Genomic DNA, 15,712 nt, shown 5'->3' on the forward strand with positions numbered 1-15,712 from the left:
CGCGTCACCGAGATCCCAGTAATTCCAATGAAAGTGAACGCTTGATGAAAATCAAAGCTCTGAAGTGGCTGTCTACTGTCCCCGTAGCCGCTGCCCTCGCCGTGTCCCTTGCCGCATGCGGCGGTGGAACGTCCCCGGCCAGCACGGCTTCCCCCACGGACGCCCTTGCCGGTGCCCAGAGCACCGATAAGTACACCACTGCAGACGTCACGCCCCTGGACAAGATCGACAAGAGCAAGCTGGGCCTCCTCACCGACGGCACCATCAAGGTGGGCACCCTTTCCGACGCCCCGCCGAGCATCTTCATCGACAAGTCCGGCAATTTCACCGGCTTCGACAACGAGCTGCTCAAGGCCATGGGCGAGAAGCTGGGCCTGAAGGTCGAATTCGCGTCCACCAAGTTCCAGAGCCTCCTGGCCCAGGTCAAGAACCAGCAGTTCGACGTCGGATCCTCCTCGATCTCCACCACCGACGCCCGCCGCAAGACGGTTTCCTTCACCAACGGCTACGACTTCGGCTTCATGGCGCTGGTGTCCAAGACGGACAGCCCGGTCAAGAGCATCGCCGACCTCAAGGAAGGCGTCCGCGTGGGCGTCGTCCAGGGCACGGTCCAGGACGACATGGTCACGAACCAGCTGGGCTTGGATCCGGTCCGTTACCCGGACTACAACACCGCCTACGCCAACGTGAAGAGCGGCCAGATCGACGCCTGGTTGGCCCCGTCCCAGCAGGCCGAGGGCCAGATCAAGGAAGGCGACGGCACCAAGATCCAGGAGAAGAAGGTCGCTACGCAGAACTTCTCCGCATTTGCCGTCTCGAAGGACAACACTGCCCTGATCGAGGCCCTGAACTCCGCCCTTGATGCCGTTATCAAGGACGGCACGTGGACCAAGCTGGCCAAGCAGTGGTTCCCGGAGCGCAAGACCGACGCCGAGCGCATGCCCGATGGCTGGAAGCCGGGCAGCAAGGCTGTTCAGGTCCCCGCCGACAAGTAAGGGCCGGCCACCAGCCGAACCGCAGTAAAACCAACGCTCAAGCCTGGGCCCGGATTCGGGTCCGGGCTTGAGCGGCTAAACCGAGGAGTCATATGGACGCATGGAGCCGCCTTGCGGACACCTTTCTGAACTGGGGCTACATCGCCGAGGTGCTGCCCACGATGTTCTCGTACGGCCTGCTGAATACGATCGTCCTGGCGCTGACCTCCGGGCTCATCGGCACCATTCTGGGCATCCTGTTAGCCTTGATGGGCATTTCCAGGAATCCCGTGGCACGCTGGATCGCCCGTATCTACACCGACATCTTCCGCGGGTTGCCGGCGGTGCTGGTCATCCTGGTCATCGGCCTCGGCTTCGGTCCGCTGCTGAAAGACCTCGCCGGGATCCGCAGCCCCTACCCCCTCGGCATCATCGCCCTGAGCCTGATGGCCGCAGCCTACATCGGTGAGATCTTCCGCTCGGGCATCCAGAGCGTGGACAAGGGCCAGCTTGAGGCCTCCCGCGCGCTTGGCTTCGGCTACGGCCCCTCCATGCGCATGATCGTCGTCCCGCAGGGCATCCGCCGGGTGCTCCCCGCCCTGATGAACCAGTTCATCGCCCTCATCAAGGAATCTTCCCTCGTCTTCACCCTCGGCCTCATGAGCCGCGAGCGGGAACTGTTCCAGATCGGCCAGGACTTCGCGGCCAACAACGGCAACCAGTCCCCGCTGGTCGCTGCGGCCATCTTCTACCTGGCCCTGACCATCCCGCTCACGCACCTGGTCAACTACATCGACAACCGCCTGCGGACCGGCAAGGAACAGAAGCACGAACCTGACGAGGCCGCGGCCGTCATCGGGAAGGGAGCCCACGCATGAGCCAGTTCACCTCCGGATCCCTCACCGGCAAGAACCTGCACCTGGCCTTCGGCAGCAACAAGGTGCTGCGCGGCATCGACATTCATGTTGAGAAGGGCACCGCGGCCTCCGTGATCGGGCCCTCCGGATCCGGGAAGTCCACGCTGCTGCGCGTCATGAACCGGCTCATCGAGCCGGACCAGGGCGACATCCTGCTGGACGGCCGCTCGGTCCTCAAGGACAACCCGGACGAACTCCGGCGCCGCATCGGCATGGTGTTCCAGCAGTTCAACCTCTTCCCGCACAAATCGGTGGGTGAGAACGTGGCTTTCGCGCTGCGGAAGCTGCGGAAGCTGCCCAAGGACCGGGCCTGGGCCGAAGCCCTGGATCAGCTGGACAAGGTGGGCCTGAAGCACAAGGCAGGCGTGCGTCCCGCGACCCTCTCCGGTGGCCAGCAGCAGCGCGTGGCGATCGCCCGGGCCCTGGCCATGAAGCCCGAGGTGATGTTCTTCGACGAAGCCACCTCCGCGCTCGACCCCGAGCTCGTCAAGGGCGTCCTTGCCCTCATGACGGATCTCGCCAACGAGGGCATGACCATGGTGGTGGTGACCCACGAAATGGGCTTCTCGCGCAACGTTTCCAACCAGGTGGTCTTCATGGACGGCGGCGTGGTGGTGGAGAACGGCAGTCCGGACCAGCTCTTCACCGAGCCGAAGACCGAACGCCTGCAGAAGTTCCTCTCGGACGTCCTCTAGGCAAAGCCAGCAAATTCCCGGCACCCCTCGGTGCCGGGAATTTCGGCTTAACGGGAAGCTATTGTCCGGCCTTGACCCGGAGCACGGTAAGCGCCGCGGCGTCCACGGCCCCGCGGAAGGCCGGTTCCGCCGTCGCGCGCCGCAACACCTCGTTGAACATTGCCGGGACGTACCCGGTGTTGGCGCACAGCACCATCGTGCCTCCGGCGGCAATGAAGTTGCCGGCCCGCTCCCCCACGGTCCAGGGCGAAAGCTGCGCGGCGTTGCACAGATCGTCGGAGACGATGACGCCGGTGAATCCGGCGTCCGAACGCAGCATGGTGCCCATGACCACCGGGGAGAAGGGCGCGGGGCGGGCGGAGTCGATGAGGTCGTAGTACGCGTTGGAGACCATCACCCAGCGGGTGCCGCTGCGCATGGCCGCCGTGAAGGGCGCCAGATACGGATCGTTCCGGGTGGTGACGGTGTCGCGGACATTGCCGCTGACGTCGGTGTTGAGCGTAACCCTCCCGAGCCCTGGATAGTGCTTGACCACTGGGGCCACGCCGGCGTCCCGCAAGCCCGCCGCCACGGCGTTCCCGTAGGCGGACACCACGGCGGGCGTGTAGCCGTATTCCCGCTGGAAATAGCCGATCGGCGCGTTGGACGGGGCGAAAGCCGCCCCGGGGACGGTGTCCAGGACCGGTGCCAGGTCGACCGTGACGCCGGCCCTGAGGAGTTCGGCACCCCAGATGCCGGCCTGTGCGCGCAGCTGTGCCGGCGTGTAAACGGTTTGGGCCAGTGCGGTGGGGATCTCTGAGAAACCCGGTCCTCGCAGTACCTGCACGTAGCCGCCTTCCTGGTCAGTGGCCACGGACACCGGCACGGTGTTTCCCGACTGCCTGGCGGCAGCACGCAGCGAGGCGACCACCGCGGCGGTCGCGGCAACACCGGCCTGGCTGCGTCCGGCCAGGTAGATGTTTCCGATGTGCCGGCCCAGCAGCCCGGCCACCACATCGGCGTCACTGCCGCCGGCATTGGCCGCGACCATGAACAGTTGCCCCACGCGTTCCCTCAGGTCAAGGGCGGCGAGCTGTTGCTCTGGAGTAGGCACGGCGGGTGTGGTGCGCGTGGGCACCGGCGTCGGAACGGGCTTGGGGGTGCCGGGCGGCGTGGTGGCCGTGGGAGGCGGATGGGTCGCGGTGGGCAGGGCCGTCGGTGTTGCCGATGCCGTGGCGGATGGCGTCGCCGAGGGAACTGCGGACGACGGCGTCACGGCGGCGGAGCCCGGCGGCGTGCCGCGCGTGCCGCTCAGGGCCGGGACGTCCGAGCGGACGAAAGCCGTGAAGAGTGCGGCGGCAATGATGGCCACGATGATGAAGGCGGCGCCGGAGTGCAGCAACCGGGAGCGGCGGTCGGATGCCGGTTCCGTCGGATGGTCGGGTGTGTTGTTTCGGGACATGAATCCACTGCCTGACTGGCGCCTACTGTAGGTGTGGCCAGACTACGCCTGCCACGGCCGGCAGCGGGGGAACCACTGCCGGCCGTGCGGGTATTGCGGTATTTCAGGCAGGAACCGCCTGTGCGGCGGCCTTGGCGGCGGCCGGAAGGGCGTCGAAGATCCGGTTCATCGCGGCGTCGTCGTGCGCCGCGGAGAGGAACCAGGCCTCGAAGACGCTCGGCGGCAGGTAAACGCCGGCGTCGAGCATGGAGTGGAAGAACGGCGCGTAGCGGAACACGTCCTGGGCCTGGGCGTCGGCGTAGTTGTGCACGCCGTTGGCAGAGGTGCCGAAGGCCACCGAGAACAGGTTTCCGGCGCGCTGGATGGAGTGGTCCACACCGGCTGCGTCCAGCGCGGAAGACAGGGCCGCGGAGAGCTCCAGGGACCGCGCGTCCACGAAGGAGTAGACCTCGCGCGTCGCATGCGTCAGGGTCGCCACGCCGGCCGCCATGGCCACCGGGTTACCGGAGAGCGTTCCCGCCTGGTACACGGGACCGAGCGGTGCGAGGTAGTCCATGACGTCGGCACGCCCGCCGAGGGCCGCCGTCGGCATGCCGCCGCCGATCACCTTGCCGAAGGTCAGCAGGTCCGGGGTCCAGCCTTCGGATGCACCGCCGGTGAGTCCCCAGTAGCCGGCGTAGCCGGTGCGGAAACCGGTGAGGACCTCGTCCAGGATGAGGAGAGCGCCGTGTTCGCCGGTGATGCGGGACAGCGCGGCGTTGAAACCGTCGCCCGGGGTGACCACTCCCATGTTGGCCGGTGCGGCTTCGGTGATGACGGCGGCGATGTGCTCGCCGTGCGCGGCGAACGCGGCCTCGACGGCGGCGATGTCGTTGTACGGCAGCACGAGGGTTTCGGCAGCGGCGGCTTCGGTGACGCCGGCCGAGCCGGGAAGCGCCATGGTGGCCAGGCCGGAGCCTGCGGCGGCCAGCAGGCCGTCGAGGTGGCCGTGATAGCAGCCGGCGAACTTCACGATCAGGTTGCGGCCGGTGAAGCCGCGGGCCAGGCGCACGGCTGTCATGGTGGCCTCGGTGCCGGTGGACACCATGCGGAGGCGCTCGACGGCGGAAACGCGTTCCTTGACCAGTTCGGCCAGGCGGGCCTCGTCCGGGGTGGACGCGCCGAAGGAGAGGCCGCGGTCCACGGCGGCGTGCACGGCGTCGAGCACGGCGGGGTGGGCGTGGCCAAGCAGCGCAGGACCCCAGGAGCAGACCAGGTCCACGTAGTCCTTGCCGTCGGCGTCTGTGAGGTAGGCGCCTTTCGCGGAGACCATGAATCGCGGGGTGCCGCCCACGGAACCGAAGGCGCGGACGGGCGAGTTGACGCCGCCTGGCATCAGGGTCTGGGCATGGGCGAAGAGATCATCCGAACGAGTCATGCCCCTATTCTTTCATCCCGCAGAGGAAGGAATTTGCGCCCCTGCGGGATGAAAAGGGTCACGGGGCGAGCAGTTCGGATACCCGCGGCGCCACCTTGGAGCCGAAAAGCTCAATCGAGCGCATCATCTTCGAATGGGACAGGGTGCCGTTGCTGTACTTGAGTTCGAAACGGTCGGCGCCGAGGGTTCCCTTGAGCCGGGCGATCTTGGCGGCCACGGTGTCCGGCGAGCCGACGAACAGGGCCCCGTCTTCTTCCACGAGGGCCTCGAACTCGCCGCGGCCGGCGGGGCCCCAGCCGCGTTCGGCGCCGATCCGGTTGCGGGTGGCGAGCCAGTGCGGGAAGTACTCTTCGCGGGCCTGTTCGTCGCTGTCCGCCACGTAGCCCGGCGAATGCACGGCGAGCTGCTTGGGGTCGTGGCCGGCCTCGGCCAGGCTCCGGCGGTAGAGCTGGGCGAACGGCGCGAACCGCTCCGGCTGGCCTCCGATGATCGCCAGCACCATCGGATAACCGTAGGCCGCGGTGCGCACCACCGACTGCGGGGTGCCGCCGACGCCGATCCAGGTGGGCAGCAGCCGGTCTTCGAGGTGCGGGTAGACCATCTGGCCGTGCAGCCCGGAGCGGGTGCGTCCGTCCCAGTTCACCGGTTTCTGCGAACGGACCCGGTGGAAGAGCTCCAGTTTCTCCTCGAACAGGACGTCGTAGTCGGCCAGGTCGTAGCCGAAGAGCGGGAAGGACTCCGTGAACGAACCCCGCCCCAGGATCACCTCGGCACGGCCGTTGGAGACGGCGTCGAGGGTTGCGAAGCGTTGGAAGACGCGGATGGGGTCATCCGAACTCAGTACGGTGACGGCGCTGCCCAGGCGGATGTTTTCCGTGGCCGAGGCGGCCGCGGCCAGCAGCACCTCGGGTGCGCTGACGGCGAAGTCCCGGCGGTGATGCTCCCCCACCCCGAAGGAATGCAGCCCGACGGCGTCGGCCAGCTTGGCCTGTTCCACCACCTGGCGCAGCACCACGGCATGATGCTTGGGCTCGCCCGCGTCGTCGAGGTCGACGTCGCCGAAGGTGCTGACGCCCAGCAGCATGGCGTCTTTCGCAACGGGTCCTGTCGGGTCGAAAGCCGTCGGATCAAACGCTGTGGGATCAAGGGACGGGCTGGTTCCGGGAGCTTCGCTATTTTCATGCATACGCATACAAACCGCGAAGCGCCCGGAAACATTCCCGGCGGTGCGGGCTCAGTCTTCCTTCAGCCAGCCCGCGAGCTCGGACGCCCAGTACGTCAGCACCATGCCGGCACCGGCGCGCTTGATGCCCAGCACGGATTCGGTGATGGCGCCGCGGCGGTCGATCCAGCCGTTGGCGGCCGCGGCTTCGATCATCGCGTACTCGCCGGAGATCTGGTAGGCGGCCACCGGCACGGGGCTCATCGCGGCGACATCGGCCAGGATGTCCAGGTAGCTCATGGCCGGCTTGACCATGACCATGTCCGCGCCTTCTTCGAGGTCCAGTTCCACCTCGATGATGGCCTCGCGCCGGTTGGCCGCGTCCATCTGGTAGGTCCGGCGGTCGCCCTTGAGCTGGGAGTCCACGGCTTCGCGGAAGGGTCCATAGAACGCCGAGGCGTACTTCGCGGCGTAAGCCAGCACGGCGGTGTTCTTGTGGCCTGCTTCTTCGAGGGCCTGGCGGATCACGGCGACCTGGCCGTCCATCATGCCGGAGGGGCCCAGCACGTGCGCACCGGCGTCCGCCTGGGCCACGGCCATCTGCCCGTAGAGCTCCAGGGTGGCGTCGTTGTCCACGTAGCCGTTGGCATCGAGCACGCCGCAGTGTCCGTGGTCGGTGAATTCGTCCAGGCACACATCGCTCATGACCACGAGCTCGTCGCCCACCTCAGCCCGGACATCACGGATGGCCTTGTTCAGCACACCTTCGGGGTCCAGCGAGGCGGAACCGGAGGCGTCGCGCATGGCCGGAACGCCGAACAGCATGATGCCGCCGACACCCAGCTCCACGGCCTCAGCGGCCGCCCGTTTGAGCGAATCGGTGGTGTGCTGCACGACGCCGGGCATGGAGCTGATCGGCGCAGGCTCGCTGAGGCCTTCGCGGATGAAGGCGGGCAGGATCAGCTCGGCCGGGGCCAGCCGGTGTTCGGCCGTCAGGCGGCGCATGGCCGGGGTGGTGCGGAGCCGGCGGGGCCGGTGGTTGGGGAAGCTCATGTCTTACGTCCTTTCCGGGGCGGGCGGCCCTGCGGTGGCGAACAGTTCGGTAAGGGCGGCGACGATGCCGTCCGGGGTGGGTTCCGTGGCGGTCGCGGCGACGGTGATTCCGAGGGCAGCGGCCTCTGCCGCCGTCGAGCGTCCGATCGCGATGAAGCGGCAGTCCCGCAGCGGCAGCAGGGTTGCGGCGATCCGGCGTGCGGCGCTGGGTGAGGCGGCAACGACGGCGGCCAGGGCGCCGTCGTCGATCAATCCCCGGGCACGTGCCGGCTCCAAGAGGGGCAGCTCGGCGCCCTGGGTGACGGACCAGGCGGCGGCCTTGGCCAGTTCCGTGTCCAGCCGCTCCTCCGGGCGGGCCGGGAAGTCGACCGTCCGGTAGGCGGTCACGACGGCGACCTCCGCGCCTTTGCCGGTCAGCCCGTCCGAGAGCAGGGAATCGGCGATGTCCGCCTGCGGCAGCAGGACCCGCCCGGGACCGTCGGGCCACACCTCGAGCAGGCCCGCGGCGGACTGGCTGCCTTCCGGCGCCAGGTCCACCCGGATGCCCTCGGCTTCCAGGATCCGGCGCGAGGACGGACCGATGGTTGCCACCCGCACACCGGACGGCAGGAGCTCGGAAAGCTGTTTGCCCTGCTCCGCCGCCTTGGCCTTCAGTGCGCGGACCGTGGTGATGCTGCTGACCACGAGCCAGTCGTAGCGTCCGCGGGCAAGCCCGGCCAGCGACTCCCCCAAGGCCTGTTGATCGGCCGCACGTTCGAAGTCGATCAGCGGCAGCAGCAGGGGTTCTGCGCCGGCGGCCGACAAGGCCCGTGCCAGGGAGCCGGCGCGGTCGGGACTCCTCGTGATGAGGACTTTCCGCCCGAGCAGCGCGCTGTCCGCGGAAGCACCGGAACGGGGCCCGTCCGCCGACTCAGGAAGCGGCAAGGTCGGTGATCTCCGCGGCGCCCGCCGCGAGCAGCAGTTCGGCGACTTCGATGCCCAGCAGGGTGGCGCCCACCTCGTTCAGTCCGTCGGTGGCCTTCTTCTCGCGTACAGTCTTGCCGCCGTCGACGGAGCAGACCACCGCCTCGAGGTACAGCATGCTGCCCTTGCGGTAGGCGATGGCGCCCACCGGGGCGGCGCAGCCGGCTTCGAGGCGGGCGAGGACGGCACGCTCGGCTGTCACGGCGAGGCGGGTGTCCTCATCGTTCAACGCGGCCAGGGCCTGGGCGAGGGCCTCCTGCGAGCCGCCGGCCGCGGCATCTGCGGTACGGCATTCGATTGCCAAGGAACCCTGCCCCGGGGCGGGGAGCACGGCGTCGCTTTCGAAGAATTCGCTCACGGTCTCAAGCCGGCCGATGCGCTCCAGTCCGGCGGCGGCGAGCACGACGGCGTCGAGGTCGTTGCTCTTGCCGGGCACCACGGCGTCGGTGGCGTTGCCGGGCAGGCCGGGCACGCGGCCCAGGCGGGTGTCCACGTTGCCGCGGATGTCGATGACCTCGATGTCCTGGCGAAGCGCCCGGAGCTGGGCCGCCCGCCGCGGGGACCCGGTGCCGACCCTGGCCCCCGCAGGGAGTCCGGCCAGGGTGAGCCCGTCGCGGGCGCACAGCACGTCGCGCACGTCCACCCGCTTGGGAGTCGCCGCGATGGTGAGGCCGGGTTCGGCGCCCGTCGGCAGGTCCTTCAGGGAGTGCACGGCGACGTCGCAGCGCTTGTCCAGGAGCGCCTCACGGAGGGCCGCCACGAACACACCGGTGCCGCCCATCTGGGACAGCGAACCGGTCCTGACGTCACCTTCGGTGGTGATGTGGACGAGTTCGACGTCGAAGCCTCCGATGGCGGCCAGCCGGTCCGCCGTCTGCTGGGTCTGGGTCAGCGCGAGCTTGCTGGCCCGCGTGCCGATCCGGACCGTCACTTGGTGGCCCCGGACACCGGGTAGGCCTCATGCCCGGTGCCGACGGTGGAGCCGTTCTCCGCGATGACGGGCTTGGCGCCGCGGAAGTTCTCGGAGCAGTTGGCCGGCAGGACGTCGTACCAGGGTCCGAGTTCCGTCACGTGCGGGCGGTCCGGGATGTGCTGTTCCACGGTGCGTTCGCAGATCAGGTCCACCAGGCCGGAAACGAACTTTCTGTGCGTGCCGGGCGTCGGCACGCGGGTGGCGGCGATCCCAAGGTTCCTGCAGGTTTCCAGTGCTTCGGTGTCCAGGTCCCATGCAACTTCCATGTGGTCCGAGACGAAGCCGAGCGGCACGATCACGGCACCCTTGAGTCCCTGGCCGGCCAGCTCTTCGAGGTGGTCGTTGATGTCCGGTTCCAGCCACGGGATGTGCGGGGCGCCCGAGCGGGACTGGTATACGAGGTCCCATTCGAGCTCGGGGGCGACGACGGCCATGATCGCCCGGGCGTTGGCCAGGTGCTGGGCCACGTAGGCGGAGTTGCCCTCGAATTCGCGGGGCTCCTCGGCGGAGGCGCCGGCGGCTTCGGCGTCGCGGGTGGGAATGGAATGCGTGGCGAACAGCACGCGCACCGGGGCGTCCGGGGTTCCGGCAGCGGCCAGTTCTGCGCGGACCTTGGCCAGGCCTTCGGCGGTGCCTTCGACGAACGGTTCAATGAAACCCGGGTGGTCGAAATAGGCGCGGACCTTGTCCACTTCGAGCTTGCCGTCCAGGCCCGTCTCGTTCAATGCGATGCCGATGTCCTCGCGGTACTGGCGGCAGCTGGAGTAGCAGGTGTACGCAGAGGTGGTGAGCATGAGGATGCGTCGGTGGCCGGCGTCGTAGGCGTCCTGCAGCACCGGCGCGATGTACGGGTCCCAGTTGCGGTTGCCCCACAGCACGGGCAGCTCGATGCCGCGGGCGGCGAGCTCGGCCTCAATGGAGGCCTTCAGATCGCGGTTCTGCTGGTTGATCGGGCTGATTCCGCCGAAGGCGCGGTAGTGGTGCGACACCTCTTCAAGGCGCTCGTCCGGGATGCCGCGGCCGCGGGTCACGTTGCGCAGGAAGGGGATGACGTCATCCTGGCCCTCGGGGCCGCCGAAGGAGGCCAGGAGGATGGCGTCGTATTCCTTGGGAGCCTGGCGGAAGCGCTCGGTGATGTCGTTCAGTCCGGTGGAAACGGCCAGGTTCACGCGAGGACTGCTCATGCGAGGACCTCGGCGATCTCGGCGGGGGTGATGCGGCGGCCGGTGTAGAAGGGGATCTCTTCGCGCACGTGGTTGCGGGCGTCGGTAGCGCGCAGGTGGCGCATGAGGTCCACCAGGTCGACCAGTTCCGGAGCTTCCAGGCCCAGGATCCATTCCCAGTCGCCCAGGGCGAAGGAAGAAACGGTGTTGGAGATGACCTGCGGGAATTCGCGGCCCAGCAGTCCGTGGTCGCGCAGCATCTTGCCGCGCTCTTCGGCGGGCAGCAGGTACCACTCGTAGGAGCGTACGAACGGGTAGACACAGAGCCAGGTGCTGGGTTCGACGCCGCGGGAGAAGGCAGGGGTGTGGCTCTTGGCGAACTCGGCTTCGCGGTGCACGCCCATGGCGGACCATACGATGCCTGTGCCTGCGAAGAGGCCGCTGCGGCGGATGTCCCGGACGGCCGCCTGCAGGGCTTCGGGCTTGGCGCCGTGCAGCCACACCATCACGTCGGCGTCGGCGCGCATGGCAGAGACGTCGTAGCTGCCGCGCAGGACAACGCCGTCCTCGGCAAGCCTGGCGGTCAGTTTCTCGAACTCAACAACAGCGTCGGCGCTGCGCTGGAGGCCTGCCGAACGCTTGAAAACAGTCCACAAAGTGAAGAACTGTTCTTCGTTCTCAGCAGTTTTAGTGACAGATTCGGCAGAAGTGTGGCTCATGGTTCAAGTTTGCCCCCTGCGGGGCATGAAGTCGAAATGACGCACTTCTACAAGTCGTAGAAGTGCGTCATCTCACAATTTCAGGGAGTTCCGGGCGCTTGGGCACCGGGCAGGACCGCCTCGATCTGGCTCGCGGTATCGGCGACAACCGCGGCGAGTCCATTGCCTGCAAGCCAGCCGCCCACCAGGAGAAGTCCCCCGGCCTCGCCGCTCACCTTCCGGACCTCGGCCACCCGCTGTTTGTGGCCGACGGCGGCAAACGGCAGGGCGCCGGCCCAACGGACCACGTCCCAGTCCAGCACGTCCTCCGTACCGAGGGGCACGCCAAGCAGGGTGGACGCATCGCGAAGCGCGGCTTCGAAGAGCGCCGCATCGTCCAGGGCCGCGGGATCGTCCGTGGACGCGTCAGCAGTTCCACCGTGCGCCCGCCCATAGGACAGCCTGAGCACGTGGGTGCCGGGTCCCGCTTCCTCGGCAAGCCAGTCCCATTTCGCGGTGGCGTGGGTAAGCGCCTTTGCCTGGATGCCCGGCACCTGGGGCGCCACCAGGATTCCGGTGCCCCGCGGCCGGGAATCGAGTTCGGGCTTGTCCACCACCAGGCTCACCAGGCTGACCAGCGGCCCGGCTGCCGGGCGGAGCGCTGCCAGTTCCGGCAGCGCGGACTCCAGCAGCCCGACGGCGGCCGGACCGTCGAGCGCGACGACGAGCCGTCCGGCCTCGTAGTCCCGCTTTTCGCCGCCGCTGACGGCCTTCACGCGCCAGGCGCCGTCGGTGCGAGCAACGGACTCCGCCCGGGTTCCGGGCAACAGGGTGACGCCGCGGGAGCCCAGATCGGCCAGCAGCGCGGAGACGAGCGTGTTCATGCCGCCGGCCAGCCCGGCGACGGCGGAGCCCGCCTTCCTGGCTTCGCTGGGGTCTGGCGCTCCGACCACCCTGCGCTGATGCGCGACGGCGGCCGCCAGGGAACCCGTGGAGCGCATGGCCATGCGCAGGCCGGGTGCGACCATGTCGACGTCGAGCAGTTCCGGGTCGGCCGAATGCACGCCGCCCACCACGGGCGACACCAGCCGGTCCAGGACGCGGCGGCCCATCCGGGCACGGACCAGGGCGGCGACGCTGGTGACATCGCTGCCTGCACCCCAAGTGGCGGGCAGCCAGCGGTCAAGGGAGGCGCGGAGGGCGCCGGCCAGCCCGAGCGAACGCCGCACCTCCGGGTCCCAGGGGTTGGCCGGGATGCCGAGGACTCCGGTCTTGGGAAGTTCCTGCGGCCCGTCCGGCAGCTGGACCCAGGCTCCGCCGGGATGCGGGGCCACGATGTTGTCCGCCAGTCCGAGCTCGCGGGCGAGGTCGGACACGGCGGTGGAGCGGGTGGCGAACGACTCGGCACCACTGTCCAAGGCCAGCCCGCCGAGTTCGTGCCTGCCGACGCAGCCGCCCCATTCTTCCCGGGCTTCCAGAACGGTGACGGCCAGGCCGGCCGCGGCGAGCCCGCGGGCCGCGAGGAGGCCGGAAATGCCGCCGCCGACGACGACGGCCGTCCGGCGGCTTTCCTGGTGCACCGGCGCTGCCGGCCGGCCGCGCACGGGCTACTCCGCCGGGATCGAGTGGATGAGTTCCACCACGCGGGTCAGCACGGTGGGGTCGGTTTCGGGCGGGACGCCGTGGCCGAGGTTGAGCACATGGCCGGGGGCACCTGCGCCGGCTGCGATCACCGAACGGACGTGTGCCTCGAGGATGTCCCACGGCGCCGAGAGCAGGGCGGGGTCGATGTTGCCCTGCAGAGGAACCGTGCCACCGAGGCGCCGGTTGGCTTCGTCGAGAGGCAGGCGGTAGTCCACGCCCACGACGTCGACGCCGACGTCGCGCATGGCCACGAGCAGTTCGGAGGTCCCGGTGCCGAAATGCACCAGCGGGGCACCAAGGTGCCGGACGTGGTCCAGCGCGCGGGACGAGGCCGGAGCCACGTGCTCGCTGTAGTCGGCCAGGCCCAGCGAACCTGCCCAGGAGTCGAAGAGCTGGCCGGCGGAGGCGCCGGCTTCCAGCTGGGCGCGCAGGAACATGCCGGAGGCGTCGGCGGCCCAGTTGGCCAGGGCGGCCCAGGCCTCCGGGTCGGCGTGCATCATGGTGCGGGGGCCGAGGTGGTCGCGGGACGGCCTGCCTTCCACCATGTAGGCGGCCAGTGTGAACGGCGCACCGGCGAATCCGATCAGCGGCGTGTTGCCGAGTTCAGCGACCGTGAGCCGCACGGCTTCGCGGATGGGTTCCAGTGCCTCCCAGCTCAGCTGCGGCAGGGCAGCGACGTCGGCGGCGGTCCGGACGGGCTGCTCCAGCACGGGGCCGACGCCGGGCACGATGTCCACGCCCACGCCGGCGAGCTTGAGCGGGATGACAATGTCGGAGAAGAAGATCCCGGCGTCGACGTCATGGCGGCGGACCGGCTGCAGGGTGATCTCTGCGGCCAGCTCGGGGCGCAGGCACGAGTCCAGCATGGCCACGCCCTGGCGCACCTTCAGGTACTCCGGAAGCGAGCGGCCGGCCTGGCGCATGAACCACACCGGTCGCCGGCTGGGCTTGCCGCCTCGGTACGCCTGGATCAGGGGCGAATCCGCGGTGCGGCCGTCCATCAAGGGGTGGCCGGCGTCGAGTCCGGAGGCCACGGCGTCCCCGGCAGTGGAAGGGGCAGGCTGCGCGGAACCCGGCAGGGCAGAGCTGGAAGTCATGCCTTCGATTGTGCCGAAAATCGGGGGCAAAAGATAACGACAGTCTGTCGCCGACCGCCGCCATGGCATATGTCACGCCGGTCAGTGGCAGGAGCCATCACGTGCCTGTTGTTCTACGAGGCACCGAAAAAGCTATGATGTCTCTGCTGTGGTTCTTTTTTCTCTGGTGGCAACACATGCCGACATCGACCTTGAGACCGTTGCTCAGCTGAGCACCGGTTCTTCCGTGCTTGCCTCCTCCGCCCTTGCCGAAAGCGGGCTTGTCTCCGGCGCCGTTGTCCTGGCCACCTGCAACCGCTACGAAATCTACGGGGAAACCGCGCACGCGGAGGACCTTGAGGCGGCCCGTTCCGCACTGGTCGGCAAGATCAGCGGATTGAGCGGCCTCAACGAGCAGCTCGTCTCCAAGGCCTTCAGCACCAACAGCGGCTCCGAAGTCAGCCGGCACCTCTTCGCCGTCAGCGCCGGCCTCGATTCCGCCGTCGTGGGCGAACGCGAAATCGCCGGACAGGTCCGCCGCGCCCTCATCACCGCCCAGCACGAAGGCACCGCCAGCCCGGGCCTCGTCCGCCTGTTCCAGGCCGCGTCGAAGACCGCGAAGGATGTCGGGGCGCAGACCGCCCTTGGCTCGCGGGGCCTCTCGATCGTGTCCGTCGCACTGGACCTCGCCACCGACCTCTCGGACGACACCGACTGGGGCAACAAGAAGGTCGTCGTCTTCGGCACGGGCGCCTACGCCGGAGCCACCATGTCCCTGCTCCGTGAACGCGGCTGCAAGGACATCTCCGTCTATTCCTCCTCGGGCCGCGCCGAAACCTTCGTGGCCACCCGCGGCGGCACCGCCCTCGACGCCGACAAGCTGCCGGCCGCCGTCGCCGCGGCCGACGTGATGATCGGCTGCAGCGGTTCGGACAACCGCGTGGAAGCCGCCGAACTGGCGCGCATCCGCGAGTCTTCCACCGGCACGCTGATCGCGATCGACCTTGCCCTGACCCACGACTTCGACCCCACCGTCGGCGAACTCGACGGCGTGGAGCTGCTGACGCTCGAATCCGTCCGCCTCGCTGCCCCGCAGGAGCAGGCGGAGTCCCTCGCCCAGGCCAGCACCATTGTGTCCGGCGCCGCGGCCGCTTTCGAGCAGGAGCGCGAAGCCCGATCGGTCGATGCCGCCATCGTGGCGCTGCGCCGCCACACCATGAGCGTGCTGGACGCCGAGATGGAGAAGGTCCGGGCCCGCCACGGCTGCACGGCTGCCGCCGAAGAGGTGGAGTTCGCGCTGCGCCGCATGGTCAAGCAGCTGCTCCACATCCCCACGGTGAGGGCACGGGAACTTGCCGCCAACGGCCAGCAGGACGATTACGTTTCAGCACTCGAGGCCCTCTATGGAATCCAGGTGGAGCAGCCTGCCACCCCGGCCCGGCAGGCCGAGTGCCCGGTGGACCACCAGTCGGTGGAGGGCCGGAGCGCGCGCGGCACAGCGGACGGCTTGCTCCCCCGCGCGGAAAGCGCCTGAGC

Annotated in this window: 14 protein-coding genes; 4 read left to right on the plus strand and 10 right to left on the minus strand. The window is 68.8% G+C overall.

Features of this window, described 5'->3' with window-relative positions; translation table 11 throughout:
- Window positions 1–44: 44 nt before the first annotated feature.
- From ACN9M4_RS13595 to ACN9M4_RS13605, 3 genes are all read left to right on the plus strand, one after another.
- The gene (locus ACN9M4_RS13595) at window positions 45–995 is read left to right on the plus strand and encodes a substrate-binding periplasmic protein (protein ID WP_426298718.1); all 951 of its coding nucleotides are present in this window, start codon (window positions 45–47) and stop codon (window positions 993–995) included.
- A gap of 92 nt (window positions 996–1,087) precedes the next feature.
- Complete coding sequence (locus ACN9M4_RS13600; protein WP_426298720.1) at window positions 1,088–1,852, plus strand: amino acid ABC transporter permease; 765 nt, start codon at window positions 1,088–1,090, stop codon at window positions 1,850–1,852.
- Window positions 1,849–2,586 (plus strand): amino acid ABC transporter ATP-binding protein, encoded by a 738-nt coding sequence (locus ACN9M4_RS13605; protein WP_426298722.1) that lies wholly within the window; start codon window positions 1,849–1,851, stop codon window positions 2,584–2,586. Before ACN9M4_RS13600 ends, ACN9M4_RS13605 begins: the two co-directional genes overlap by 4 nt.
- 58 nt (window positions 2,587–2,644) lie before the next feature.
- Here ACN9M4_RS13605 and ACN9M4_RS13610 read toward each other — a convergent pair whose 3' ends face one another.
- The 10 genes from ACN9M4_RS13610 to hemE all read right to left on the minus strand — a co-directional run bounded on the left by ACN9M4_RS13610 (window position 2,645) and on the right by hemE (window position 14,197).
- Window positions 2,645–4,027, minus strand: coding sequence for a glycoside hydrolase family 3 N-terminal domain-containing protein (locus tag ACN9M4_RS13610; RefSeq protein WP_426298724.1), 1,383 nt, complete (start codon window positions 4,025–4,027; stop codon window positions 2,645–2,647).
- Between the two features lie 103 nt (window positions 4,028–4,130).
- Window positions 4,131–5,444 (minus strand): glutamate-1-semialdehyde 2,1-aminomutase, encoded by a 1,314-nt coding sequence (gene hemL / locus ACN9M4_RS13615; protein WP_426298726.1) that lies wholly within the window; start codon window positions 5,442–5,444, stop codon window positions 4,131–4,133.
- Between the two features lie 58 nt (window positions 5,445–5,502).
- Complete coding sequence (locus ACN9M4_RS13620; RefSeq protein ID WP_426303478.1) at window positions 5,503–6,528, minus strand: LLM class flavin-dependent oxidoreductase; 1,026 nt, start codon at window positions 6,526–6,528, stop codon at window positions 5,503–5,505.
- Window positions 6,529–6,678: 150 nt separating this feature from the next.
- The gene (gene hemB / locus ACN9M4_RS13625; protein ID WP_426298728.1) at window positions 6,679–7,659 is read right to left on the minus strand and encodes a porphobilinogen synthase; all 981 of its coding nucleotides are present in this window, start codon (window positions 7,657–7,659) and stop codon (window positions 6,679–6,681) included.
- Window positions 7,660–7,662: 3 nt separating this feature from the next.
- A complete protein-coding gene (locus tag ACN9M4_RS13630) occupies window positions 7,663–8,583 on the minus strand; it encodes a uroporphyrinogen-III synthase (RefSeq protein ID WP_426298730.1) in 921 nt (306 codons plus the stop codon).
- On the minus strand, window positions 8,570–9,553 hold the full coding sequence (gene hemC / locus ACN9M4_RS13635) for a hydroxymethylbilane synthase (RefSeq protein ID WP_426298732.1): 984 nt from the start codon (window positions 9,551–9,553) through the stop codon (window positions 8,570–8,572). Before hemC ends, ACN9M4_RS13630 begins: the two co-directional genes overlap by 14 nt.
- The gene (locus ACN9M4_RS13640; protein WP_426298734.1) at window positions 9,550–10,779 is read right to left on the minus strand and encodes a ferrochelatase; all 1,230 of its coding nucleotides are present in this window, start codon (window positions 10,777–10,779) and stop codon (window positions 9,550–9,552) included. Before ACN9M4_RS13640 ends, hemC begins: the two co-directional genes overlap by 4 nt.
- Window positions 10,776–11,477: a hydrogen peroxide-dependent heme synthase gene (gene hemQ, locus ACN9M4_RS13645; RefSeq protein ID WP_426298736.1), complete on the minus strand. Its 702-nt coding sequence runs from the start codon at window positions 11,475–11,477 to the stop codon at window positions 10,776–10,778. Before hemQ ends, ACN9M4_RS13640 begins: the two co-directional genes overlap by 4 nt.
- 80 nt (window positions 11,478–11,557) lie before the next feature.
- On the minus strand, window positions 11,558–13,060 hold the full coding sequence (gene hemG, locus ACN9M4_RS13650) for a protoporphyrinogen oxidase (RefSeq protein ID WP_426298738.1): 1,503 nt from the start codon (window positions 13,058–13,060) through the stop codon (window positions 11,558–11,560).
- 3 nt (window positions 13,061–13,063) lie between these two features.
- Window positions 13,064–14,197: a uroporphyrinogen decarboxylase gene (gene hemE / locus ACN9M4_RS13655; protein ID WP_426298740.1), complete on the minus strand. Its 1,134-nt coding sequence runs from the start codon at window positions 14,195–14,197 to the stop codon at window positions 13,064–13,066.
- A gap of 148 nt (window positions 14,198–14,345) precedes the next feature.
- On the opposite strand from hemE, the gene ACN9M4_RS13660 reads away from it, so the two are divergent.
- Complete coding sequence (locus ACN9M4_RS13660; protein ID WP_426298742.1) at window positions 14,346–15,710, plus strand: glutamyl-tRNA reductase; 1,365 nt, start codon at window positions 14,346–14,348, stop codon at window positions 15,708–15,710.
- Window positions 15,711–15,712 lie beyond the last annotated feature (2 nt).

This window comes from Arthrobacter sp. R-11 (assembly GCF_049913155.1).
In the GTDB taxonomy this organism is placed as follows: domain Bacteria; phylum Actinomycetota; class Actinomycetes; order Actinomycetales; family Micrococcaceae; genus Arthrobacter.